Here is a 21,410-nt window from a genome sequence, read left to right as displayed (position 1 = left end):
AGTCTACGGAGCCGGGGCCCCTCCCCCAGAGCTCTGGGGACGTGAGATGCGCCCCGTGCTCAGCGGCGCAGGGAGCCGACGGCGCGGGCCCGCTGGAGCGCCTCCGGCAGCGCGGCCAGCAGCAGCTCGACGTCGCGCTCGGTGCTCGTCCAGCCCAGCGACAGCCGCAGCGCGCCGCGTGAGTCCTCGTCGGTCACGCCCATCGCGGCGAGGACGGGGCTGGCCTGGGTGACCCCGGCCGAGCAGGCCGAGCCCGCGGAGGTGTCGATCCCGCGCTCGTCCAGCAGGAACAGCAGCGCATCGCTGTCCGCGCCGGGCAGCACGAGGTGGAGGATGTGCCCGGACTGCGGGGAGTCCTCCGGCAGGGTGAAGCGGACGGACGGGTCGATCTCCGCGATCCCGCGGCGCAGGCGCGCGGAGAGCTGCCGCACCTCGGCGGAGCGCTGCTCCCGCTCCGCGAGTGCCTCCTCGAGCGCGGCGGCGAAGGCCGCGGCCTGGGCGGCGTCGAGGGTGCCGGAGCGGACCCCGCGCTGCTGTCCGCCGCCGGTGCTGGTCGGCGCGAAGGCCACGCCCGGCCGCGCCACGAGCACGCCGACGCCGACGGGGGCGCCGATCTTGTGCCCGGACAGGGACATCAGGTCCACGTCCTCGGGACCGGGCAGAGCCACGTGCCCGGCGGCCTGGACCGCATCGGTGTGCAGGAGGGTGCCGTGGGCGCGGGCCGCCTCGGCGAGCGCGGCGATGTCCTGGACGGCGCCGGTCTCGTTGTTCACGAGCGCGGCGCTGAGCACGCCGACACGCGAGTCGGCCAGCGCCTGCTCGACCCCGTCGGTCCGCAGCACGCCGCGGGGGTCGACGGGCAGCTCCCGCAGCGCGAACGGCTCGGTGCCGGCGGCGAGAGCGCGGGCGGTGGCGAGCACGGCGGGATGGTCGGTCGCGGCGACCGCGACGGCGGTGCGGCCCGGGTCCTTCGCCCGCACCCCGAGCGGCGCGCCGCGCAGCGCGAGGTTGTCCGCCTCGGTGCCGCCGGAGGTCATGATCAGCCAGCTGCGGGGCACGCCGAGCAGCTCCGCGATGCGACTCAGCGCCTCATCGAGCACTCCGCGGGCGCGCCGGCCGGCGGTGTGGACCGAGGAGGGGTTGCCCCAGGCGGTCGAGGCCTCCAGGAAGGCGTCCCGGGCGGCGGGGCGCAGGACCGTGGTCGCGGCGTGATCGAGATAGGCGCGCTCCGGGCTCGTCGCGTCGGCGGTCACCAGGGACGCTCCGGGTCCTGCGGGGAGCCTCCGGTCTCGTCGCCGCCGTCGCCGCCCTGGGCGTCACGGTTGCGCTGCTCGACCTCGTCGTCCTTGCTGTCCTCCTCGGAGGAGCCGTCGGTGGGATTCTCCTCCTCGGGGCCGTCGCCCTCGGGGTCGTCCTGCTTCGGCTCGCCGGGGTCCTGCTGCTGCGGGGTGTCGCCCTGCTCCTCCCCCTCGCCGCCCTGCTCCTCGCCGCGGGCGTCGGGATCGTTGCCGGCCTCCTCGTCGGCGCCGCGGCGCTTCTCCTCGACCCGCTCGCCGTTCTCCTCGGTGGTCTCGGAGTCCTCGTTGCCGGTGCCCTCGCCGCCACCGCCGCCGCCCTGGCCCTGACCCTCGCCCTCGCCGCCGCCTCCGCCGCCGGCGCACGGGGCGAGCAGCTCCTCGGCCTCGAAGAGCCGGTCGGCGCGGGCCTGGGGGTCCTCGATCAGGTCGGCCTGGCGCTCGATGGAGAGCGCGAGGTTGTTGAGGATCTTGCACTGGGCGTGCATCGGGGAGTTCAGGTCGCTGTGGGAGTTACACTCCTCCAGCGCGGTCCGCAGCTCGGCCTCCGCGGCCGCGTCCTCCCCCTGCTGGAGCAGGGCCGTGCCCTCGGAGAGGTGCGGGAGGTAGGGCTCGAACCAGTTGGCGACCTGCACCGGGGCGAGGCGCTCGATCGCGGCCGGGTAGTCCTGCTCCCCGTAGGCGTCCAGGTGGGTGGCCTGCGCGATCGGCATGGAGACGAACTTCAGCGCCAGCAGGGCCAGGGCCAGGATCGGCAGGGCCAGGATCGCGAACACGATGATCCGCACCTTCCGCAGCCGGGCCCGGTTCAGCCCGAAGTCCTTCGCGCTGCCGCGGGTGTCCTGCGCGAGCGCGGGCGGCCGGGACTCGTAGGGGGCCGGCGCCGCGGGGCGCGGGTCGAGGGACGTGCTCATCGCTGTGCTCCTCGGATGTCGTGGCGGTCCAGCCGGCGCGGGAGCCGGTAGGTCATCTCCCCCAGCTCCCAGATCAGCAGGGCCGTCAGCGGGATCGAGGCGAGCCAGTACCAGTCGTCGAAGCTCGCCACGCCCCGGGTGGACTCCGTCGGGACCGGACGCAGGGTGATGCCGTCCATGGTGCCCTCGATCGGGGCCTCGGGGTCGGTGCGGTGCAGATAGGGCACGCCGAGCTCGCCCGCGATGGTCTGCAGCTGCTGCTCGTCGATCGTGGAGATGCCGGGCTGCCCGTCGGAGCCGGTGATGTACTCGCCGTCCTCCTCGCCGCCCTGGATCTTCATCGGCCCGCCCTCGGCCGTGCCGTAGCCGAGCACGCCGCCGCCGTCGACGAAGCCGGCAGCCTGCGAGAAGGACTCCGACTCCTGCTCGTCGGTGTTCTCGCCGTCGGAGAGGAAGTACACCAGCACGGACGAGTCGGGGTCCTCGCGCTTCGCGTCGGAGATCTCCCTCAGCAGGGACGGCAGCGGCCGGTCCACGTTGGAGCCGGTCGAATAGGCGGTGGGCTCGGTGGTCAGGGTGTCGACCCAGGCCTTCGCGGCGCCCGCGTCGGTGGTCAGCGGGAGCTGCTCGGTGGCGGTGGAGTCGAAGGCGATGATCGAGTAGCGGGCGCCCTCGGTCATGGACATCACCTGCTGCATGTCCTGCTTCACGCCCTCCAGGCGCGGCTGCTCGCCGGCGTAGTCCTCGGCGTTCATCGACCCGGTGCGGTCCACGACGAAGAACACGTTCGCGTTCATGCGCTGGGTCTCCTCCCCCTCGATCGGGGTCACCGGACGCAGCGCGACCACGAGCAGCAGCAGCACCATCAGGGTGCGCCGCGCCCAGGCACCGCGCTGGCGGGGACGGCGCACGACCATCACCGTGCACAGCACCAGCATCGCCCCGAACAGCGGGATGATCGCCCACAGGGGCATCAGCATCTCGAGGTGCATCAGCGCGACCTCCAGCCCAGCACGAGGATCCCCACCAGGGACAGGAAGGTCAGGGTGAAGCCGATCGCGGGATGGTCGGTGCGCACCACGGACGGCTCCGCCCCGAGCACCTCGGCCTGGTTCTTCTGGATCTCGCCGATGATCGAGGGGATCGCCTGGGGGTCGGAGGACTCGTACAGCTCGCCGTCCTGGTCCTCGGTCGCCGTCTGCAGCTCCTCGAAGCAGCCGGGGCCACACTCGTAGGCGCCGGGATAGAAGGTGTACAGGTCGATCTCGCGGTCGGCGACGCGCTGGGTCGCCTCCTGCAGGGTGAACACCGGCTCGCCGTTAACCTCGTTGTCGGTCGCGAAGATGATCGAGCGCGACCGGTCCTGCTCCGCCTGGTCGAAGACCTGCGCGCAGGACGCGAGCCCGTCGGGCACGATCGAGGCCTCGTCGGGGATGCCCTTGGTGCCCTCGACGAACTCGACGTACTGGCGCACCTTCTCCTCGGGATAGTCCTTGTTCCCGAGCCGGTAGCCGAACTCGTCGAAGTCGATCGCCTCCGCGCCCTCGCGCAGCTCGCGCTCGATGAGGTCGTAGTCGTTGGTCAGCGGGAAGACGGTGCGGCTGGTCGAGTTGAAGATCGTCAGCGCCACCCGCTCCCCCTCGAAGGAGTCGACCATCTCCGCAAAGGTGGAGAGGATCTCGGTGTCGTACTCGTACATCGAGCCCGACACGTCCAGGCACAGCACGATGTCGCGGCTGGCGAACTCGGGAGTCTCGATCCGCTCGCTCGCGATCCGGCCCGAGAGCAGCGAGGCGGCGAGCACCGCGAGGACGGCGATGCCGACCTGGGCGGCGCGCACCACGCGCGCAGCCCGCTGGGCCCGGGCGAAGCTCGGGATCCGGTCCATGTACTGCGAGTTCGCGATCAGCACCGGGGAGCGGCGCAGGGAGCGACGGTTCCAGAACGTGATCGCCCAGACCACGATCGCGGCCAGCAGCAGCAGGGCGGTGACCCACCAGAAGGTCATGACCATTCCCGGATCACCTCCCGCGCGCGCCGCACCGACTCCCGCAGCTCGCGGTCCGACGCCAGGGCGAAGTCGGGCTCGTAGAGATCCGCGATCAGCTCGCCGACCGCGCGGGTGCGCTGATCGGCGCGCAGCGTGGCGAGGTCCTGGCTGGTGACGTCGTGGCCGGTGGTGCGCTTGACGAAGCGGCGCATGACGCCGGTGAGCTCGTGGTGGCCCTCGCGGGCGCCGAGCTCCTCGGCCTCGTGCCGGTCGGCGAGCTCGTTCACGGCGCGCAGGAACTCGGCCTTCAGCGACTCGAGGTCGCTGGGGCGGGAGCGGTAGGCGATCCGCTTCTCGATCGCGCGGGTGATCTTCAGCGTCCCCACGACCAGGGCGATGATCACCAGCACGCACAGCACCGCGAGGATCACCCAGGCGATCGAGTACTGGGGCGGGTCGATGATCTCGCCGGGCGCGGGCTCGGCGAGCAGACGCGCGGCGGGGCGCAGCAGCGGGTCAGGCACGGGCATGGCGGTACTCCCGGGCGCGCAGCATCGCGATCATGTCGTCCACGACCGTGGTCTCGCCGCGCGTGAGCAGGTGGCTGACGTGGAGGCGGTCGAGCATCTCGGTGATGCCCTCGCTGCGGGCGCGGCGGTAGGCGGCCACGTCCCGGGCGACCTTCGCCGAGGTGCGCGCCATGGACGCGATCTCGCGCGGGACGTCGACGTCGACCACGTCGTGGTCGAGCTCCTCGCCCTGCAGCGGGTCCGCATCGGCGATGCGGATCACCAGCAGGTCGTGGCGGGTGGTCAGGCGGCGCAGCAGCGTGAAGTCCTCCACGGAGGGATGGGCCTCGTCGGTGATCAGGGCCATCAGCGTCGAGCGGGTGGTGATGCGGAAGGCGCGCTCGAGAAGCCAGGCGCTGTCCGCGCTCGGGGACGCCGTGGTGGTGCCCTGCTGGATGGTGCGCAGCAGCAGCTCGAGATGACCGTCGCTGGAGCGGGAGGGCAGCTGGAGCGGGGAGGACTCGCTGCCGCCGACCATGCCGACCAGGTCGCCACTCTTCTGGGCCAGGAAGCACACCATCCCGGCGGCGAGGACCATCGCGTCCCGCTTGGAGGAGCCGTCGGCCGCGGTCGCCGCCATCGACGAGGAGGTGTCCGCCACGATCGAGAGGTGCCGCACCCGCTCCTCGTTGAACTGGCGGATCAACGGCTCGCCGGAGCGGGCCGTGGCCTTCCAGTCGATGTCGGAGATCTTGTCACCGGGCTGGTAGTACTTCAGGTCATCGAAGTCCTCGCCGCTGCCCTTGAACAGCGAACGGCCGCGGCCCTGGATGAGGCCGCGCGCCCGGTTCGAGGTGTGCAGGTCCACCCGGGCCTTGACCCGGGTGAGGAGCGAGGTCGCCATCGCGGTCCCTTCGTGCGCGGCCGGTCAGGGCATCGGCACGGCGTGGAACACCGCGTCGATGATCTGCTCGGGCTTGATGCCGCTGGCGAGCGCGTCGAAGGTCAGCACGAGGCGGTGGCGCAGCACGCCGTAGCGCATGGCGCGCACGTCGTCGGGGGTGACGTAGTCGCGGCCGTGCAGCAGGGCGTGCGCCTGGCCCACCCGCATCAGCGCGAGGGAGCCGCGGGGGCTCGCGCCGACGCGCACCGACTGGGTGAGGTTCGGGACCGGGCGGGGGCCGGAGCCGCGCGTGGTGAAGACCAGGTCGATGATGTACCGCTTCACGGCGGGGTCGACGTAGACCTGGTCGACCATCTGCTGCAGGAAGCGGACGTCCTCGAGGGTGACGGTGCCGACGGCCTCGCGGGGGCCGGTGAGGCTGCCGGCGGTGGAGCGGTCGAGGATCTCGTGCTCCTCGGCGGGGCGCGGGTAGGTGAGGATCTCCTTCATCAGGAAGCGGTCCATCTGCGCCTCGGGGAGGACGTAGGTGCCCTCCTCCTCGATCGGGTTCTGGGTCGCCAGCACCATGAACGGCTCGGGCAGGCGGTACACCTCGCCGCCGATGGAGGTCTGCCGCTCCTGCATCGCCTCGAGCATCGCCGACTGCGTCTTGGCGCTGGAGCGGTTGATCTCGTCCAGCAGCACCACGTTCGCGTGGACCGGCCCGAGCTGGGTGGTGAAGGTGCCCGAGCCGTAGTTGAAGATCTGGGTGCCGATGATGTCGTTGGGCATCAGGTCGGGGGTGCACTGGATACGGGCGAAGGAGCCCGTGATCGAGGAGGCCAGCGCGCTCGCGGCGGTGGTCTTCGCCAGGCCCGGCACCGACTCCAGCAGCACGTGCCCGCCGGCGGCCAGCGCGGTCAGCAGCGACAGGCGCAGGTTCTCCTGGCCCACCACGCGCGACTGGAACACCTTCGTGATCGTCGAGACGATCGCGCCGCTGCGCTCGAGATCGCCGGGGGAGATCGCGCGGGCGGCGGGGGCGAAGCCGCCGGGCCGTCGCGCAGGGGCGCCGTGGCCCTGGACCGCCTGGCCCTGGACGCCCTGAGGCGGGGCGCCCGGTCCTGAGGCGCTCGGGGCCGAGCCCTGCGGCGCGGGGCGGGCGGGCGGCGCCGGGGGGCGCGCCGAGGACCCGGGCTGCTGGGTGGGTGGAATGCTCATGCGCTGCGGATCCCCCGTCATGCGATCGATTCGTGCCATCGGTGCTGGTGACCGCCGTGCAGAGGTCCGGAGGCGCTCCGGCCCCTCCCCCGAGGCGGCCGGACGCCGAGGCGCCCGCGGCCCAGCCGGCGGCGCCTCCCCGTCGGCGACGGGGCCGCACCACCGCACCGATCCTAGCGGTCCGACGGCACCGGGCGGGGACGCCGCCCACCGACGCGACCGCCCCGGAGGGGATCCGCCGCGCACGGGATCAGCCCTCCGCCCGGGAGACCCCGCCCACCTCGAGTGGGACGGCGGAGGCCGGTTTGGGACACTGGGCCCGTGCCTGCAGACCGCTTCGACCGTGCGACCCCGCCCGTCGCCCCCACCTCCCCCGGCCTCGTCGTCGACGAGCAGGGACGGGGCACCTTCGCCGTCGCCGCCCCCCGCGCCCGAGCGGTGGACCTGTGCCTCCGCCAGGGCGCCGCCGAGCACCGCCAGAGGCTGCGCCACTACGACGGGGGCCTGCACTGGGACCACGTCACCGGCATGACCCCCGGCACCCGCTACGGGCTGCGGGTCGACGGCCCGTGGGACCCCGGCAGCGGGATGCTCGCCAATCCGCGCAAGCTGCTGCTGGATCCCCGGGCGCGCGGCGTCTCCCATTCCTCCCCTCTGCTGAGCGCCTTCTTCCCCTTCGAGGTCGACGCGATGCTGGACCGCCGGGACGAGGTCCCCCAGCGCAGCGAGGTCGACAGCGGCGACTCCGCCGTGTGGTCCGTGGTGGTCGACGACGCCTTCGACTGGCAGGACGACCTGCGGCCGATGGTCGACTGGGACGCGACCGTGCTCTACGAGCTGCACGTCAAGGGCTTCACCCGGCTGCACCCGGAGCTGCCGCCGGAGCAGCGCGGCACCTATGCCGGGCTCGGCCACCCCGCCGTCACCGGCTACCTGCGCGACCTGGGCGTGACCAGCATCGAGCTGCTCCCGATCCATGCCGCGATGGACGAGCCGCACCTGACCCGGCTGGGGCTGGCGAACTACTGGGGCTACTCGACCATGTCGTACTTCGCCCCCGAGCCCTCCCTCGCGACCGCCGCCGCCCAGCAGGCCGGCGCCCAGGCGGTGCTCGAGGAGGTCAAGACCATGGTGCGCCGCCTGCACGCGGCCGGCTTCGAGGTGATCCTCGACGTGGTCTACAACCACACCGCCGAGGGCGGCGGCGACGGCCCCTCCCTCTCGCTGCGCGGCCTGGACAACCTCGAGTACTACTGGACCGACCACGGCGTCCCCCAGGACGTCACCGGCACCGGCGGCACCCTCGACCCCCGCTCCGTGCACACGATGGACCTGGTCCTCGCCTCCCTGCGCTACTGGGTGCAGGAGGTGCACGTGGACGGGTTCCGCTTCGACCTCGCCACCACGCTCGGCCGCGACGACCGCGGCTTCCGCGCCGACCATCCGCTGCTGCGCGCGATCGTCACCGACCCCGCGCTGCGGGACGTGAAGCTCATCGCCGAGCCGTGGGACGTGGGCACCGGCGGCTGGCAGACGGGGAACTTCCCCGCCCCCTTCGCCGAGTGGAACGACGCCTTCCGCGACGACGTGCGCTCCTTCTGGCTGGCCGACCGCGCCGCCCGCGAGCGCACCGGGGAGCCGGGGATCGGCGGGGTCCGCGACCTCGCCACGCGCCTGGCCGGCTCCTCCGACATGTTCACCCGTCAGGACCCGCCGGGCCTGCCCGAGGGGCGCAGCCTGCGCGCCCCCTGGGCCTCGATCAACTACGTCACCGCCCACGACGGCTTCACCCTGCGCGACCTCACCGCCTACGAGTCCAAGCACAACGAGGCCAACGGCGAGGACAACCGAGACGGCACCTCGGACAACCGCTCCTTCCACCACGGGCACGAGGGCGAGCTCCCGCCCGGCGACCCGCGCCGCGAGGAGATCGAGGCCGCCCGCCGGCGCACCGCCCGCAGCGTGCTGGCCACGCTGCTGCTGGCGTCGGGCACGCCGATGCTCACCGCGGGCGACGAGCGGGGCCGCACCCAGCGCGGCAACAACAACGCCTACTGCCAGGACAACGAGATCTCCTGGGTCGACTGGCGCCGCACCGCGGCGGCGGAGAGGCTGCGCGCGACCGTGGTGCGCCTGCTGCAGCTGCGCGGCGAGCACCCCCAGCTGCGGGCCCCGCACTTCCTGCGCCCGGCGGACCCGGAGCAGCTCGACGCCGGACAGATCGCCTGGTTCGACGAGACCGGGGCGCCGATGGCGCATGAGGAGTGGATGGACCCCGCCCGGCACGTGCTGGTCATGCTGCGCCCGGCGGTCCACGGCCGCGAGGGCGCCGAGCACCTGCTGGTGATCCTCTCCGGCGCCGCGGAGCCGACCGAGGTGCGCCTGCCGGAGGCCCCCTGGCCGCAGGGCGCGGCGAAGGTGCTGCTGGACACGGCGCTGGAGTCCCCCGAGGACCTGCCGCCCGGACCGATCGGTGACCGCACGGTCACCGTCGCGTCCGGCGGCGTCGTGGTGCTCGGCATCGCTCCCTGAGTCACGCCGCCCCTCCCCGAGCGGCTATCGTGAGGTCAGTCACCGCGATCGTCGCAGAGCCCCCTGTGACCAGGGAGCGCTCAGGCAGGAGAGGCCATGTCCGAGACCACTTTCCGCACGGGGCTGGACGCCGGGATCGGCCGCATCCCGATCATGGACGTGCAGCCCGTCGTCGACGGCGGGAGGTTCCCCGCCCGCTGCGTCGAGGGCGAGACCGTCGCGGTGCGCGCCAACGCCTTCCGCGAGGGCCATGACGCGATGGGCGTGCAGCTGGTGCTGGTCTCCCCCACCGGGGTCGAGACCCGTCGGCCGCTGCGCTCGACGAACCCGGGACTGGACCTGTGGGAGGCCACGATCCGGCCCGACGAGCTGGGCACCTGGACCTTCCGCATCGAGGCCTTCTCCGCCCCGTACGACACCTGGGCCCATGTGGCCGAGGTGAAGATCCCCGCCGGCGTCGACCCGGAGCTGACTTGCGACGAGGGCGTGCTCGTGCTCGAGCGGGTGCTCGCCGAGATCGCCGAGGGCACGCGACCGGCCTCCGACGGGCCGGTGGTCTCCGCCGCGCTCGAGTCGCTGCGCTCCCCCGGCCTGCCGGTCACCGCCCGGATCGCCCCGGCGCTCGCCGCCGACCTGCGCGGCATCCTCGCCGAGCGGCCGCTGCGCGAGGGCGTCACCGTCGCCGGCCCCTTCCGCCTCGAGGTGCAGCGCCGCCGCGCCCTGTACGGCTCCTGGTACGAGTTCTTCCCCCGCTCCGAGGGTGCGCACTTCGACCCCGAGCACGGCTGGACCTCCGGCACGCTGCGCTCCGCCGCCCGCTCCCTGGACCGGATCGCACAGATGGGCTTCGACGTCGCCTACCTGACCCCGATCCACCCCATCGGCACCACCTTCCGCAAGGGGCGCAACAACACCCTGGAGACGCGGCCGGGCGACCCCGGCTCCCCCTACGCGATCGGCTCGCCCGCGGGCGGCCACGACGCGATCCACCCCGACCTCGGCACGATCGAGGACTTCGACGCCTTCGTCTTCCGGGCGAAGGAGCTCGGCCTCGAGGTGGCGATGGACATCGCCCTGCAGTGCTCCCCCGACCACCCGTGGGTGCAGGAGCACCCCGAGTGGTTCGTGGTGCGGGCGGACGGCACCATCGCCTACGCCGAGAACCCGCCGAAGAAGTACCAGGACATCTACCCCCTCAGCTTCGACACGGACTACGAGGGGCTCTACGCCGCGATCCGCGACGTGCTCGAGCACTGGGTCGCCCACGGCGTGACCCTCTTCCGCGTCGACAACCCGCACACCAAGCCGGTCCGCTTCTGGGAGGAGCTGCTGGCGGAGTTCGCCGAGAAGCACCCCGAGGTGATCTTCCTGGCCGAGGCGTTCACCCGGCCGACGATGATGCACACCCTGGGCAAGGTCGGCTACCACCAGTCCTACACCTACTTCACCTGGCGCGAGAGCGCCGAGGAGCTGCAGGAGTACCTCGAGGAGCTGGTCGAGGCGGCGCCCTACATGCGCCCGAGCTTCTGGCCCACCACCCACGACATCCTCACCCCGTACATGAGCTCCGGCGGGCGGCGCGCCTTCGTGCTGCGCGCGATCCTCGCCGCCACCCTCGTGCCGACCTGGGGCATCTACTCCGGCTACGAGCTGGTCGAGGACGTCCCCCGGCCCGGCGCGCAGGAGCAGATCGACAACGAGAAGTACGAGTACAAGCCCCGCGACTACGCCGGCGCGCTCACCCGCGGCGAGAGCCTCGAGCCGCTGCTGGGCACCCTGAACCGGATCCGGCGCGAGCACCCCGCGCTGCAGACCCTCACCACCATCCGCTTCCACGAGGCCGACGACCCGCAGGTGCTGGTCTTCTCCAAGCACCTCGACGCCGACGCGAGCGGCACCGGCCGCCCCGACACGGTGCTGGTCGTCTCGCTGACCGCCCACGACCGCGACGCCTCCACCCGCCTGCACCTCGAGCTCGACTCGCTCGGCGTCGAGGGGAGCTTCGAGGTCGAGGACCTGCTCACCGGCGAGCGGTTCCGCTGGGACCAGGAGCCCTTCGTCATCCTGAGCGCCGCCGACCGGCCCGCCCACGTGCTGCGCATCGTCCACCCCGAGGAGAGCTGACATGTCCCACACCACGGAGAGCACCGACCGTCCCGTCCCGGTGATGCCGCTGGGCGAGCACGAGCTCGGCGCGACGGCGACCGGCAGCCACCACGAGCCCCATGCGGTCCTCGGCGCCCACGAGTACGAGGGCGGAGTCACCGTGCGCACCCTCAAGCCCTTCGCGAGCGAGGTCGCGGTGCTCCTGCCCGACGGTTCCGCCCACGCGATGGAGCACGAGCACGACGGGATCTGGACCGTCGCCCTGCCGCTCACGGAGGTCCCCTCCTACCGGATCCGGGTCACCTGGTCCGCCGGGGAGAACTGGGTCGATCTCGAGGAGCCCTACCGCTTCCTGCCCACGATCGGCGAGCTCGACCTGCACCTGATCCGCGAGGGCCGCCACGAGGAGCTGTGGCGGGCGCTCGGTGCGCACGTGCGCACCGTGGACGGGGTGGAGGGCACCTCCTTCGCCGTCTGGGCGCCGAACGCCCGCGCCGTCCAGGTGATCGGCTCCTTCACCAGCTGGGAAGGTCGCCTGCACTCGATGCGCTCGCTGGGCACCTCCGGCGTCTGGGAGCTGTTCGTGCCCGGGGTCGGGGCCGGCGAGGTCTACAAGTTCCGGATCCTCGGGGCCGACGGCACCTGGCGCGAGAAGGCCGACCCGATGGCGCGCGCGGCCGAGGTGCCGCCCGCGACCGGCTCCGTGATCACCGTCAGCGACTTCGAGTGGACCGACGACCACTGGCTCGCCGAGCGCGCCTCCGCCGAGGCGGTCTCCTCCCGCATGTCGATCTACGAGGTGCACCTGGCCAGCTGGCGGCCGGGCCTGGGCTACCGGGAGCTCGCCGAGGAGCTCACCGCGTACGTCGCCGAGATGGGCTTCACCCACGTCGAGTTCATGCCGGTCGCCGAGCACCCCTTCGGCGGGTCCTGGGGCTACCAGGTCACCGGCTACTACGCGCCCACTTCCCGGCTCGGCTCCCCCGACGAGCTGCGCCACCTCATCGACACCCTCCACGGCGCCGGCATCGGCGTGATCATGGACTGGGTGCCGGCCCACTTCCCCAAGGACGAGTGGGCGCTGGGCCGCTTCGACGGCACCCCGCTGTACGAGCACGCCGATCCCCGCCGCGGCGAGCACCCGGACTGGGGCACGTACATCTTCGACACCGGCCGTCACGAGGTGCGCAACTTCCTGGTCGCCAACGCCTGCTACTGGCTCGAGGAGTTCCACGTCGACGGGCTGCGGGTCGACGCGGTCGCCTCGATGCTCTACCTCGACTACTCGCGCGAGGACGGCCAGTGGGTGCCCAACCGCCACGGCGGCCGCGAGGACCTCGAGAACATCGCCTTCCTGCAGGAGACCACCGCGACCGCGTACAAGCGCGCGCCCGGCATCGTGATGATCGCCGAGGAGTCCACCTCCTTCCCCGGCGTCACCCGCCCCACCGAGACCGGCGGCCTCGGCTTCGGGTTCAAGTGGAACATGGGCTGGATGCACGACACCCTGCAGTACCTGGGCCAGGACCCGATCAACCGCCAGTACCACCACGGCGAGCTGACCTTCTCGATGGTCTACCAGTACTCGGAGAACTTCATCCTGCCGCTGAGCCACGACGAGGTCGTGCACGGCAAGGGCTCGCTGCTGCGCAAGGCGCCGGGCGACGACTGGCAGCAGGCCGCGACGCTGCGCTCCTATCTCACCTTCCAGTGGACGCATCCGGGCAAGCAGCTGGTGTTCATGGGGATCGAGTTCGCCCAGGGCACCGAGTGGTCCGAGCAGGCCGGGCTGCCGTGGTGGCTGCTGGAGTACCCGCTGCACCGCGGGGCGCAGCAACTGGTCCGCGATCTCAACGCGGTCCAGGCCGAGTTCCCGGCGCTCTACCAGCGGGACCAGGACCCGGGCGGCTTCGAGTGGCTGATCGGCGACGACGCGCAGCACAACGTGCTCTCCTTCGTCCGACGCGACGAGGCCGGCGATCCCGTGGTCGTGGTCGTGAACTTCTCGCCCGAGCCGTGGCACGAGCACCGCATCCCGCTGCCCGAGGGCGGGGACTGGCTCGAGGTGCTGAACTCCGACGCCCCGGTCTACGGCGGCAGCGGGGTCGGGAACCTGGGACGGGTCCACGCCGAGCCGCTCCCCCAGCACGGGCGCGACCACTCGGTGCGCCTCTCGGTGCCGCCGCTCGGCGCCGTGGTCCTCGCCCCCGCCCGCCTGCGCGAGGGCTGAGCACGAGGGGCGCGGCCCGCCCCAGGGCTGCCGCAACGCCATGAGCCGCTGTGTTCCAGGAGTGGAGCACAGCGGCTCATGACCTGCAGCGCGGGGCGCCGGCCCGGCGCGGCTCAGTACAGGAGGTTCGCGAGGCGCTTGCGGGCCGGGGCCACGCGGGGGTCGTCGGCCCCGGCGACCTCGAACAGCTCGAGCAGGCGCGTGCGCACCGCGTCCTTGGTCTCCTGGTCCGCGCCGCGCAGCTGGTCCAGCAGGCGGGTGAAGGCGTCCTCGACGTGGCCGCCGAGCATGTCGAGATCCGCCACCAGCAGCTGGGCGTCGAGATCGGCGGGGGCGTCGGCCGCGGCCTGACGGGCGGCGGCGAGGTCCGCGCCCTGGGTGCGACGCATCAGCTCGACCGTGGCGAGGCCCGCCTTCGCCTCGCCGTCGGCGGGGCTCTCCTGGAGCTGCTTGCGGTAGGCGGCGACGGCGGCGTCGAGGTCGCCCCGCTCGATCGCCTCGTAGGCCTCGGCCAGCAGCGGCGGCAGCGGCTCCTCGGGAGCGGCGGCCTGCTCGGCCTCGCCGCCCGGCAGCTCCATCCCCTGCTGGCGGGCGACGTCGACGACCTGGTTCAGCAGGCCGTCGATCTCCGCCTCGGGCAGCACGGAGTCGACGATCGGCTGCAGCTGGCCCTGCAGCAGGAGCAGCAGGGTGGGCAGCTGCTGGACCCGCAGCGCGGCGGCGACCCGCTGCTGGGTGTCGGCGTCGACGACGGCCAGGCGCAGCGCGCCGCCCTTCGCGTCGACGCCGCGGCGCAGGGCGGCGAGATAGGTCGGGCCCTCGGGCACCCGGCCGCTGGTGACCAGCAGGAGGGTCGGGATCTGCTGCGAGTCGGCGATGAGCTGCTCGAGGCCCTGCTCGGTGACGGCGACCTCGTGCGCGGAGGGCTCTCCCGCGTCGGTCGTCCCAGCGCCGCCGGCGGGCTGCTTGAGCGCGGCGAGATCGATGATGCCGTACGGATCGGACACTTAGGTACTCCTTCGACGGGTGCGTGACCGCACCAGTCTAGGGAGTGGCTCCCGGGAGCGGACCCGGGGCCGGCGGGACCGGACGCGGATCACGGCCCCGCGGCCGCACGTTCTCGCGGGCGTCACCGCCGGCGGGGTCACTCCCCGCTGGCGGCGAGCGCGGTCTGGGTCGCGCCGATCGGCTGGACCTGGCCCCCGGCGTCGGCCGAGGGGATGTAGAGCGCCACGTGGGTGCCGAACTCGCGCACGTACTGCTTGGTGAACTCGCGTGTGCCGATCACCTTGGTGTACTTGTTGTCCTCCGCGTAGCGCATGGTCGCGCCGTCCTTGATCGCGACCTTGCGCGAGGACATCAGCGTCGCCATCACGATCGCGCCGCCGTCCTCGGTGCGCAGGCCCGCGAGCTCGCCGTCCCGCACGGAGTAGGTCTCGCGGATGGTGCCGGCCTCGTCCCACTCCACGCCCTTGTTCAGCTCCTTGCGCTCGGCCTGGATGCGCTCGTGCGTGCCGGTCTGGAAGGGGTTCGCGGCGAGCTTGTCGTCGGGGTCCGCGGCGTCGCCGTCGGTGAGCACCTTCGCGTAGAGCTCGAGCGCCTGCGCCGGGGTCATGACCAGGCCCTCGGCGTCGGCGGTGAGCGCCTCGGAGCCGACCACGGCGTTGGGGACGGTGGGCATGTCCACGCCGACCGCCTGCTGGGCCCAGCCCCAGGCGGTGTAGCCGGACTTCGCGTCCTTCTGCTGCATCGCCAGGAAGTACGGCACGCCGTCCTGCACGGAGTCCTCGACCAGCGCGATCGCGACGCGCGGGAACTCGGCGCTGACCGAGCTCATGGGCACGATCGTCCCGGCGCCGGGGACCTTGAGGTCCTCGGCCCACTCGGGGGCCTTCTCGATCAGGCCGTAGACGGCCTTGCGGAACTCCGCGGCGGAGCCGGAGACGCGCGGGGCGAGCTTCGCGGCGTCCTTCGCCTCGTCTGCCGCGACCACGGCGGCGTTGACCTCGGGCACGATCTCCTCGATCTGCTCGGTGGTCTGCACGGGCGTGGGCTCGGCGAGCTGCTTGCCGGTGGGCGGCGCGGGCGGTGCGGAGGGCTCGGAGCCGCAGGCGGCGAGCAGTCCGGTGGCGAGCACGCCACCGGCTCCGAGCAGGAGGCCACGGCGGCCGACGGGTCGAGTGCTCATCACGGTGTCCTTCCGCGCGGTGCCGCGCAGCGTCTGGGGGGTCATCGTCGCTCCTGGTCCGCGTCGTCGCCGGAGGGGTCCGCGCCCGGGGAGCCGCCGTCGGAGCCGGCGTCGGAGGCGGTGCCGTCGGCGCCGGTCCCCGCGTCGTCGGCCCTGTCGCCGATGGACCACACGCTCTGCTCGCCGACCTCGCGGGCGCCGGGGGCGTCCAGGGGGTCCTCCGCGCGGGGAGCGTCGGAGCTGTCGGCGTCGGCGTTGGAGCCGTCCCGGTCCTGGGAGAGGCCGCCCGCCGCGGCCCCGGCTGCGGCGCCGCCCGTGGCGAGCGACGTGCGCGCCGCGCTCGAGCGCGCCTCCTGGGGCTCCTCGAGCAGCTCGCCCTCGTCCTCGTCGCCGCGGCGGCCGATCGAGACGACCAGGAGCACCAGGCCGATCACGGCGATCGCGGCGCCGCCGGCGTAGGCGTAGGGCACCCACTCGTTCTCGTCGTCCACCGGCCAGGTGATCGAGATCTTGTCGGCGCCGGCGGCGGTGCCGTCGGTGACGATCAGCAGGGAGCGGTAGACCTGCTCGTTCTCGCCGTTCTCCGCGGCCCAGAACTCGCCGATGTCCAGGGTGTAGGGGCTGGCGGAGGTGTCCACGGAGCGCCAGAGGTCCGAGCCGGTCGGGTCGGAGATCTCCGCGGCGCCGTCGGGCTCGACGTCCTCGGTGCTCAACGTGCTCCAGTCGGAGGCGCCGGTGACGCGGGTGTGGTGGACGCCCTCGAGATAGGCGTCGATGTCGCTGTTCGAGGCGGTGATCACGGAGACGTCGGAGGCGCCCTCGATCACGACCTCCCCCTTCTCGCCGCCCACGTAGAGCACACCCGGGTCGATCACGACGGCGGGACCCGGATCCTCCAGGGTCGCCGTGGCGGTGGTCTCGGTCTCGGGGGCCCAGGTGGTCTCGCCCAGACGGCCGAGCACGAGCCCGATCAGTCCGATCAGGACCAGCAGGACGGCCAGGAGTCGTTGCACGGTGGATTGCTCCTTCGATGGGGGCCGCCAGGCCCCGGACACGGGACCGCTCCACGATACGAGCACGGCGCGTCGGCGACCAGGCCTCCGTGAGCATGGGCACCCGGGGTGAAGCACCTCTCACACCCCTCTCATCGCCCTCTCACCGGCGCCGGGCCGCTCCCTCGCCGCGGCTCCCGGCGCGCCCCGCCGCGTCGGCAGAGGCCCGCCGCAGGTGTCGTACCCTGTCGGGGTGCGTCTCGTCGTTGCCCGCTGCTCCGTCGACTACACCGGTCGACTCACCGCCCACCTGCCGCTCGCTCCCCGGCTCTTGATCGTCAAGGCCGACGGAAGCGTGCTCGTGCACTCCGACGGCGGGAGCTACAAACCCCTGAACTGGATGAGCCCGCCCTGCACGCTGACCACCTCGCGCCGTGACGACGCCGAGGCGGAGTCCGATCCCGAGGGCGACTGGATCGAGCAGTGGGACGTGGTCCACGACAAGTCCGGCGATCGCCTCCGGGTGCGGCTGCACGAGGTGCTCGAGGACTCCTCCCACGAGCTCGGCGTCGACCCCGGCCTGCAGAAGGACGGCGTGGAGGCGCATCTGCAGGCGCTCCTCGCCGAGAACATCGAGACGCTCGGCGACGGCTGGTCGCTGGTGCGCCGCGAGTACTTCACCGCGATCGGCCCCGTGGACATCCTCGCCCGCGACGAGAACGGCGGCACCGTCGCAATCGAGATCAAGCGCCGCGGCGAGATCGACGGCGTCGAGCAGCTCACCCGCTATCTCGAGCTGCTGAACCGCGACCCGCTGCTCGCCCCCGTGCGCGGCATCTTCGCCGCCCAGGCCATCAAGCCGCAGGCGAAGGTGCTGGCCGGCGATCGCGGCATCGACTGCGTCACCCTCGACTACGACGCCCTGCGCGGCATCGACGACGCGGAGTCGCGCCTGTTCTGAGCCCCATCCCCTTCGATCCACCCCGGGAGTGCGCATGCCCACCGACGTGCCCGTGCCGACCGACCTCTCCGCGCCGACCGCCGACCTCGCCCTGCGCGGCACCGCCGTGCTCGAGCAGGGGCTGGTCCCCGACGCCCTGGTGCTCTGCGCCGGGGAGCGGATCCTCTGGGCCGGCCCCGCCGCCCACGCGCCCGCCGAGCTCCTTCCCGAGGACAGCCGCGTCCTCGAGCACGACGGGCTGATCCTGCCGGGGCTGGTGGACCTGCACTGCCACGGCGGCGGTGGCGCCTCCTTCCCCGACTCCGAGGGCGCCGAGGAGATGCTCACGGCCGTCCTCGAGCACCGCCGGCACGGCACCACCTCCCTCGTCGCCTCCCTCGTCACCGCCGACGCCGCGACTCTGCGCGAGAAGGTCGCCCAGCTCGCCGGTCTCCATCGCGACGGGGAGATCGCCGCGATCCACCTCGAGGGCCCCTTCCTCTCGGAGGCCCGCCGCGGGGCGCAGAACCCCGCCCATCTCACGGACGGCGACCCGGCGCTGGTGCGCGAGCTCGCCGAGATCGCCGGCGGCGCTCTCGCGACGATGACCGTCGCCCCCGAGGCCGCCGGGGCCGACGAGGTGATCGACGCGCTCGCGAGCAGCGGCGCCGTCCCCTCGCTCGGCCACACCGACGGCGGCAGCGCGGAGATGGCCCGCGCCGTCGACCGCTCGATCGCGGCGCTGCGTCGCCGCCGCGGGCGCTCCCCGCTGCCCACGGCGACCCATCTCTTCAACGGGATGCGCCCGATCCACCACCGCGACCCGGGCCCGGCCCTCGCGGCACTCGATGCCGCCTCGCGCGGGGAGATGGTGGTCGAGGTGATCGCCGACGGCGTGCACCTCGATGCGCGCACCGTCGCGCACGTCTTCTCGATCGCCGCGGAGGACTGCGTCGTGCTGGTCACCGACGCGATGGCCGCCGCCGGGATGGCCGACGGCCGCTACCGGCTCGGGGCGCTCGACGTGACCGTCGCCGAGGGCGTCGCCACGCTCACCGAGGGCGGGGCGATCGCGGGCGGGACCGCGCACCTCGTCGAGGTGCTGCGCCATGCGGTGCTCGAGGCGGGCGTCGAGCTGGTCGCCGCGGTCCGCGCGGCCTCGACCGTCCCTGCCCGGGTGCTGGGGCTCGAGGACGAGATCGGTTCCCTCGCCGCCGGTCGACGGGCCGATGTGCTGATGGTGGACCGGGCGCTGCGCCCGGTCACGGTGCTGCGGGGCGGCCGCGAGGTCTGAGGCCGGGCTTGCCAGGGCTCCGTCCGGCCCGGTGGTCCGGGCCCGGCGCCGCCCGAGTCCGCCCGGCCCGTCGCCGACCGCTCGGCTCAGTCCGCGTCGCCGATGACGAGCCCCGTCGGTGCGGCCTCGAGCCAGGAGTTCAGCGCCGCGCCCGGGACGAGGTCGACGATCGCGTGGACCTCGCGGAGGTCGAGCAGGGTGAACTCGAGGAGGTAGGCCTCCTGGCCGCCCTCGACACGGGCCGGGAGCCGGCGCCGGTTCACCTCGACGATCTCACCGCGGCGGATCACCACCTCGGGACCGATCCGCACCGAGAACGCACGGAACCAGCGCAGGCGGTCGGTGCCGAAACGCATCATGCCGTGCTGCCAGCGCTCACCGCCCACGATCCCCCGCCGCTGCAGCGAGCACTCGAAGGCGCCACGGCTGCGCGAGCCCAGCACCTGGCGCTGAGCGACCAGCAGCGCGGCGAGCACCACCAGAACGACGAGCATCCCGACCCCCACCAGGAGGATCGGGATGCCCTTGTCGTCCATCTGCGATGCGCCGCCGCTCAGATCCGGTCGGCGTGCGGCGCCTGGGCCTCCGCATCGTCGACGCCGATGGTCACGACGTCCGAGTCCACGGAGACGAAGCCGCCCGACACTGAGCGCTCGTCGACATGGCCGTCCAGGTCGTGGATCCGCACCACGCCGTCGCCGAGGATCGCGAGCGTCGGCTGCATCTGCGGCAGGATGCCCATCGAGCCGTCGATCGCGGGCACGACCACCTGCGAGGCCTGCCCGGTCCAGACGGTCCGGTCGGCGGTGACGAAGGTGACCTCGAGCGCACTCACGCGCCGAGCTCCTTGTCGATGCGGTGCTGGTTCTCCAGCACCATGTCGATGCCGCCCACGTTGAAGAAGGCCGACTCGGTGATGTGGTCGAACTCGCCGTCGCAGATGCCCTTGAAGCCCTCGATGGTGTCCTTCATGGGGACGTCCGAGCCGTCCACGCCGGTGAACTGCTTGGCGAGGTGGGTGTTCTGCGAGAGGAACTGCTGGATGCGGCGTGCCCGCGAGACGATGACCTTGTCCTCCTCGGACAGCTCGTCCACGCCAAGCATCGCGATGATGTCCTGCAGCTCCTTGTTGCGCTGGAGGATCTGCTTCACGCGCACCGCGGTGTCGTAATGGTCCTGGCCCACGTAGCGGGGGTCGAGGATCCGCGAGGTCGAGGCCAGCGGATCGATCGCCGGGTAGAGGCCGCGCGAGGCGATCTCTCGCGAGAGCTCCGTGGTGGCGTCGAGGTGGGCGAAGGTCGTCGCCGGGGCCGGGTCGGTGTAGTCGTCGGCCGGGACGTAGATCGCCTGCATCGAGGTGATCGAGTGGCCGCGGGTCGAGGTGATGCGCTCCTGGAGCACGCCCATCTCGTCGGCCAGGTTCGGCTGGTAGCCCACCGCGGAGGGCATGCGGCCCAGCAGGGTGGAGACCTCGGAGCCCGCCTGGGTGAAGCGGAAGATGTTGTCGATGAACAGCAGCACGTCCTGCGCCTGCTCGTCGCGGAAGTACTCGGCCATGGTCAGGGCCGAGAGCGCGACGCGCAGACGGGTGCCCGGCGGCTCGTCCATCTGGCCGAAGACCAGGGCGGTCTTCTCGATGACGCCGGACTCGGTCATCTCCTCGATGAGGTCCCAGCCCTCACGGGTGCGCTCGCCGACGCCCGCGAACACCGACACGCCGTCGTGGTTGTTGGCCACGCGGTAGATCATCTCCTGGATGAGCACCGTCTTGCCCACGCCCGCGCCGCCGAACAGGCCGATCTTGCCGCCCTTGACGTAGGGGGTGAGCAGGTCGATCGACTTGATACCGGTCTCGAACATCTGGGTGGCCGACTCGAGCTGGTCGAAGTTCGGTGCCTTGCGGTGGATGGGCCAGCGCTCGGAGATCTGCAGCTGATCGGCGGGCTTGTTCAGCGGGGTGCCGATCACGTCGAACACGGTGCCGAGGGTCGCATCGCCGACCGGCACCGAGATCGGGGCGCCCGTGTCGGTCACGGCCTGGCCGCGGACCACGCCGTCGGTGGGCTTCAGCGCGATGCCGCGCACCATGCCGTCGCCGAGGTGCTGGGCGGTCTCGAGGGTCAGGGTCGACGCCTCGAGGCCCGAGCCGGTGTCCTCGATCTGGATGGTCAGCGCGTTGTAGAGGTCGGGGATGTTCCCCGGGGGGAACTCGATGTCGACGACGGCGCCGGTGACGCGCGCGACGCGCCCGGTGGCGGTCGGCGCCGAGGCGACGGGGGCCTGGCTGTCAGTGGTGGTGGTCATGTGTTCTCTCCA

General features: G+C 72.7%; 18 protein-coding genes. 5 read left to right on the top strand and 13 right to left on the bottom strand.

Going from position 1 to position 21,410, the window contains the following annotated elements:
• Nucleotides 1-59 precede the first annotated feature (59 nt).
• Genes DS079_RS14290 through DS079_RS14260 form a run of 7 tightly spaced genes read right to left on the bottom strand, consistent with a single transcriptional unit; the run spans nt 60 to nt 6,812 of the window.
• Nucleotides 60-1,253, bottom strand: coding sequence for a cysteine desulfurase family protein (locus DS079_RS14290; protein ID WP_164736267.1), 1,194 nt, complete (start codon nt 1,251-1,253; stop codon nt 60-62).
• On the bottom strand, nt 1,250-2,209 hold the full coding sequence (locus DS079_RS14285; protein ID WP_126988510.1) for a hypothetical protein: 960 nt from the start codon (nt 2,207-2,209) through the stop codon (nt 1,250-1,252). The genes DS079_RS14290 and DS079_RS14285 overlap by 4 nt, the downstream gene beginning before the upstream one ends.
• Nucleotides 2,206-3,201: a vWA domain-containing protein gene (locus tag DS079_RS14280; protein WP_126988509.1), complete on the bottom strand. Its 996-nt coding sequence runs from the start codon at nt 3,199-3,201 to the stop codon at nt 2,206-2,208. The genes DS079_RS14285 and DS079_RS14280 overlap by 4 nt, the downstream gene beginning before the upstream one ends.
• The gene (locus DS079_RS14275; protein WP_010549578.1) at nt 3,201-4,223 is read right to left on the bottom strand and encodes a vWA domain-containing protein; all 1,023 of its coding nucleotides are present in this window, start codon (nt 4,221-4,223) and stop codon (nt 3,201-3,203) included. Before DS079_RS14275 ends, DS079_RS14280 begins: the two co-directional genes overlap by 1 nt.
• Nucleotides 4,214-4,729: a hypothetical protein gene (locus tag DS079_RS14270; protein WP_126988508.1), complete on the bottom strand. Its 516-nt coding sequence runs from the start codon at nt 4,727-4,729 to the stop codon at nt 4,214-4,216. The genes DS079_RS14275 and DS079_RS14270 overlap by 10 nt, the downstream gene beginning before the upstream one ends.
• Nucleotides 4,716-5,612 carry a DUF58 domain-containing protein gene (locus tag DS079_RS14265; protein ID WP_126988507.1) on the bottom strand — a complete coding sequence of 299 codons (897 nt, stop codon included), beginning with the start codon at nt 5,610-5,612 and terminating at the stop codon, nt 4,716-4,718. Before DS079_RS14265 ends, DS079_RS14270 begins: the two co-directional genes overlap by 14 nt.
• Nucleotides 5,613-5,636: 24 nt before the next feature.
• Nucleotides 5,637-6,812 (bottom strand): AAA family ATPase, encoded by a 1,176-nt coding sequence (locus DS079_RS14260; protein WP_126988506.1) that lies wholly within the window; start codon nt 6,810-6,812, stop codon nt 5,637-5,639.
• A 321-nt stretch (nt 6,813-7,133) separates the two neighbouring features.
• Between DS079_RS14260 and glgX the strand changes: the two genes are divergently transcribed.
• The 3 genes from glgX to glgB all read left to right on the top strand — a co-directional run bounded on the left by glgX (nt 7,134) and on the right by glgB (nt 13,680).
• Nucleotides 7,134-9,344, top strand: a complete 2,211-nt coding sequence (gene glgX, locus DS079_RS14255) for a glycogen debranching protein GlgX (RefSeq protein ID WP_126988505.1) — start codon at nt 7,134-7,136, stop codon at nt 9,342-9,344.
• A 96-nt stretch (nt 9,345-9,440) separates the two neighbouring features.
• Entirely contained in the window at nt 9,441-11,468 is a 2,028-nt protein-coding gene (locus DS079_RS14250; protein ID WP_126988504.1) for a maltotransferase domain-containing protein, read from the top strand.
• Nucleotide 11,469: 1 nt separating this feature from the next.
• On the top strand, nt 11,470-13,680 hold the full coding sequence (glgB, locus tag DS079_RS14245) for a 1,4-alpha-glucan branching protein GlgB (RefSeq protein WP_126988503.1): 2,211 nt from the start codon (nt 11,470-11,472) through the stop codon (nt 13,678-13,680).
• A gap of 113 nt (nt 13,681-13,793) precedes the next feature.
• Here the strand turns inward: glgB and DS079_RS14240 are convergent, their stop codons facing one another.
• The 3 genes from DS079_RS14240 to DS079_RS14230 all read right to left on the bottom strand — a co-directional run bounded on the left by DS079_RS14240 (nt 13,794) and on the right by DS079_RS14230 (nt 16,881).
• Nucleotides 13,794-14,687, bottom strand: coding sequence for a co-chaperone YbbN (locus DS079_RS14240; RefSeq protein WP_010549585.1), 894 nt, complete (start codon nt 14,685-14,687; stop codon nt 13,794-13,796).
• Between the two features lie 137 nt (nt 14,688-14,824).
• The gene (locus DS079_RS14235) at nt 14,825-15,913 is read right to left on the bottom strand and encodes a hypothetical protein (RefSeq protein WP_126988502.1); all 1,089 of its coding nucleotides are present in this window, start codon (nt 15,911-15,913) and stop codon (nt 14,825-14,827) included.
• Nucleotides 15,910-16,881 carry a hypothetical protein gene (locus DS079_RS14230; protein ID WP_126988501.1) on the bottom strand — a complete coding sequence of 324 codons (972 nt, stop codon included), beginning with the start codon at nt 16,879-16,881 and terminating at the stop codon, nt 15,910-15,912. Before DS079_RS14230 ends, DS079_RS14235 begins: the two co-directional genes overlap by 4 nt.
• 232 nt (nt 16,882-17,113) lie before the next feature.
• Between DS079_RS14230 and nucS the strand changes: the two genes are divergently transcribed.
• Both nucS and DS079_RS14220 read left to right on the top strand, forming a co-directional pair.
• A complete protein-coding gene (gene nucS / locus DS079_RS14225) occupies nt 17,114-17,821 on the top strand; it encodes an endonuclease NucS (RefSeq protein ID WP_062950313.1) in 708 nt (235 codons plus the stop codon).
• Between the two features lie 34 nt (nt 17,822-17,855).
• Entirely contained in the window at nt 17,856-19,094 is a 1,239-nt protein-coding gene (locus DS079_RS14220; protein WP_126988500.1) for an N-acetylglucosamine-6-phosphate deacetylase, read from the top strand.
• An 86-nt stretch (nt 19,095-19,180) separates the two neighbouring features.
• Here DS079_RS14220 and DS079_RS14215 read toward each other — a convergent pair whose 3' ends face one another.
• The 3 genes from DS079_RS14215 to atpD are packed head-to-tail and all read right to left on the bottom strand — an operon-like array spanning nt 19,181 to nt 21,398.
• Nucleotides 19,181-19,630, bottom strand: a complete 450-nt coding sequence (locus DS079_RS14215) for a DUF2550 family protein (protein ID WP_126988499.1) — start codon at nt 19,628-19,630, stop codon at nt 19,181-19,183.
• A gap of 17 nt (nt 19,631-19,647) precedes the next feature.
• Complete coding sequence (locus tag DS079_RS14210; protein WP_010549591.1) at nt 19,648-19,929, bottom strand: F0F1 ATP synthase subunit epsilon; 282 nt, start codon at nt 19,927-19,929, stop codon at nt 19,648-19,650.
• The gene (atpD, locus tag DS079_RS14205) at nt 19,926-21,398 is read right to left on the bottom strand and encodes a F0F1 ATP synthase subunit beta (protein WP_053917592.1); all 1,473 of its coding nucleotides are present in this window, start codon (nt 21,396-21,398) and stop codon (nt 19,926-19,928) included. The genes DS079_RS14210 and atpD overlap by 4 nt, the downstream gene beginning before the upstream one ends.
• Nucleotides 21,399-21,410 lie beyond the last annotated feature (12 nt).

Source organism: Brachybacterium paraconglomeratum, from assembly GCF_003994255.1.
Classification (GTDB): Bacteria; Actinomycetota; Actinomycetes; order Actinomycetales; family Dermabacteraceae; genus Brachybacterium; species Brachybacterium conglomeratum.
Note: the sequence above shows the minus strand (reverse complement) of the source record. Positions and strands in the feature narration are given on the sequence as shown.

Bases quoted from the DNA above. Each gene is read 5' to 3' on its own strand.
- DS079_RS14285 (WP_126988510.1), bottom strand. From the start codon at position 2,209: ATGAGCACGTCCCTCGACCCGCGCCCCGCGGCGCCGGCCCCCTACGAG.
- DS079_RS14280 (WP_126988509.1), bottom strand. From the start codon at position 3,201: ATGCACCTCGAGATGCTGATGCCCCTGTGGGCGATCATCCCGCTGTTC.
- DS079_RS14275 (WP_010549578.1), bottom strand. From the start codon at position 4,223: ATGGTCATGACCTTCTGGTGGGTCACCGCCCTGCTGCTGCTGGCCGCG.
- DS079_RS14270 (WP_126988508.1), bottom strand. From the start codon at position 4,729: ATGCCCGTGCCTGACCCGCTGCTGCGCCCCGCCGCGCGTCTGCTCGCC.
- DS079_RS14265 (WP_126988507.1), bottom strand. From the start codon at position 5,612: ATGGCGACCTCGCTCCTCACCCGGGTCAAGGCCCGGGTGGACCTGCAC.
- DS079_RS14260 (WP_126988506.1), bottom strand. From the start codon at position 6,812: ATGAGCATTCCACCCACCCAGCAGCCCGGGTCCTCGGCGCGCCCCCCG.
- DS079_RS14250 (WP_126988504.1), top strand. From the start codon at position 9,441: ATGTCCGAGACCACTTTCCGCACGGGGCTGGACGCCGGGATCGGCCGC.
- glgB (WP_126988503.1), top strand. From the start codon at position 11,470: ATGTCCCACACCACGGAGAGCACCGACCGTCCCGTCCCGGTGATGCCG.
- DS079_RS14235 (WP_126988502.1), bottom strand. From the start codon at position 15,913: ATGACCCCCCAGACGCTGCGCGGCACCGCGCGGAAGGACACCGTGATG.
- DS079_RS14220 (WP_126988500.1), top strand. From the start codon at position 17,856: ATGCCCACCGACGTGCCCGTGCCGACCGACCTCTCCGCGCCGACCGCC.
- DS079_RS14215 (WP_126988499.1), bottom strand. From the start codon at position 19,630: ATGGACGACAAGGGCATCCCGATCCTCCTGGTGGGGGTCGGGATGCTC.
- atpD (WP_053917592.1), bottom strand. From the start codon at position 21,398: ATGACCACCACCACTGACAGCCAGGCCCCCGTCGCCTCGGCGCCGACC.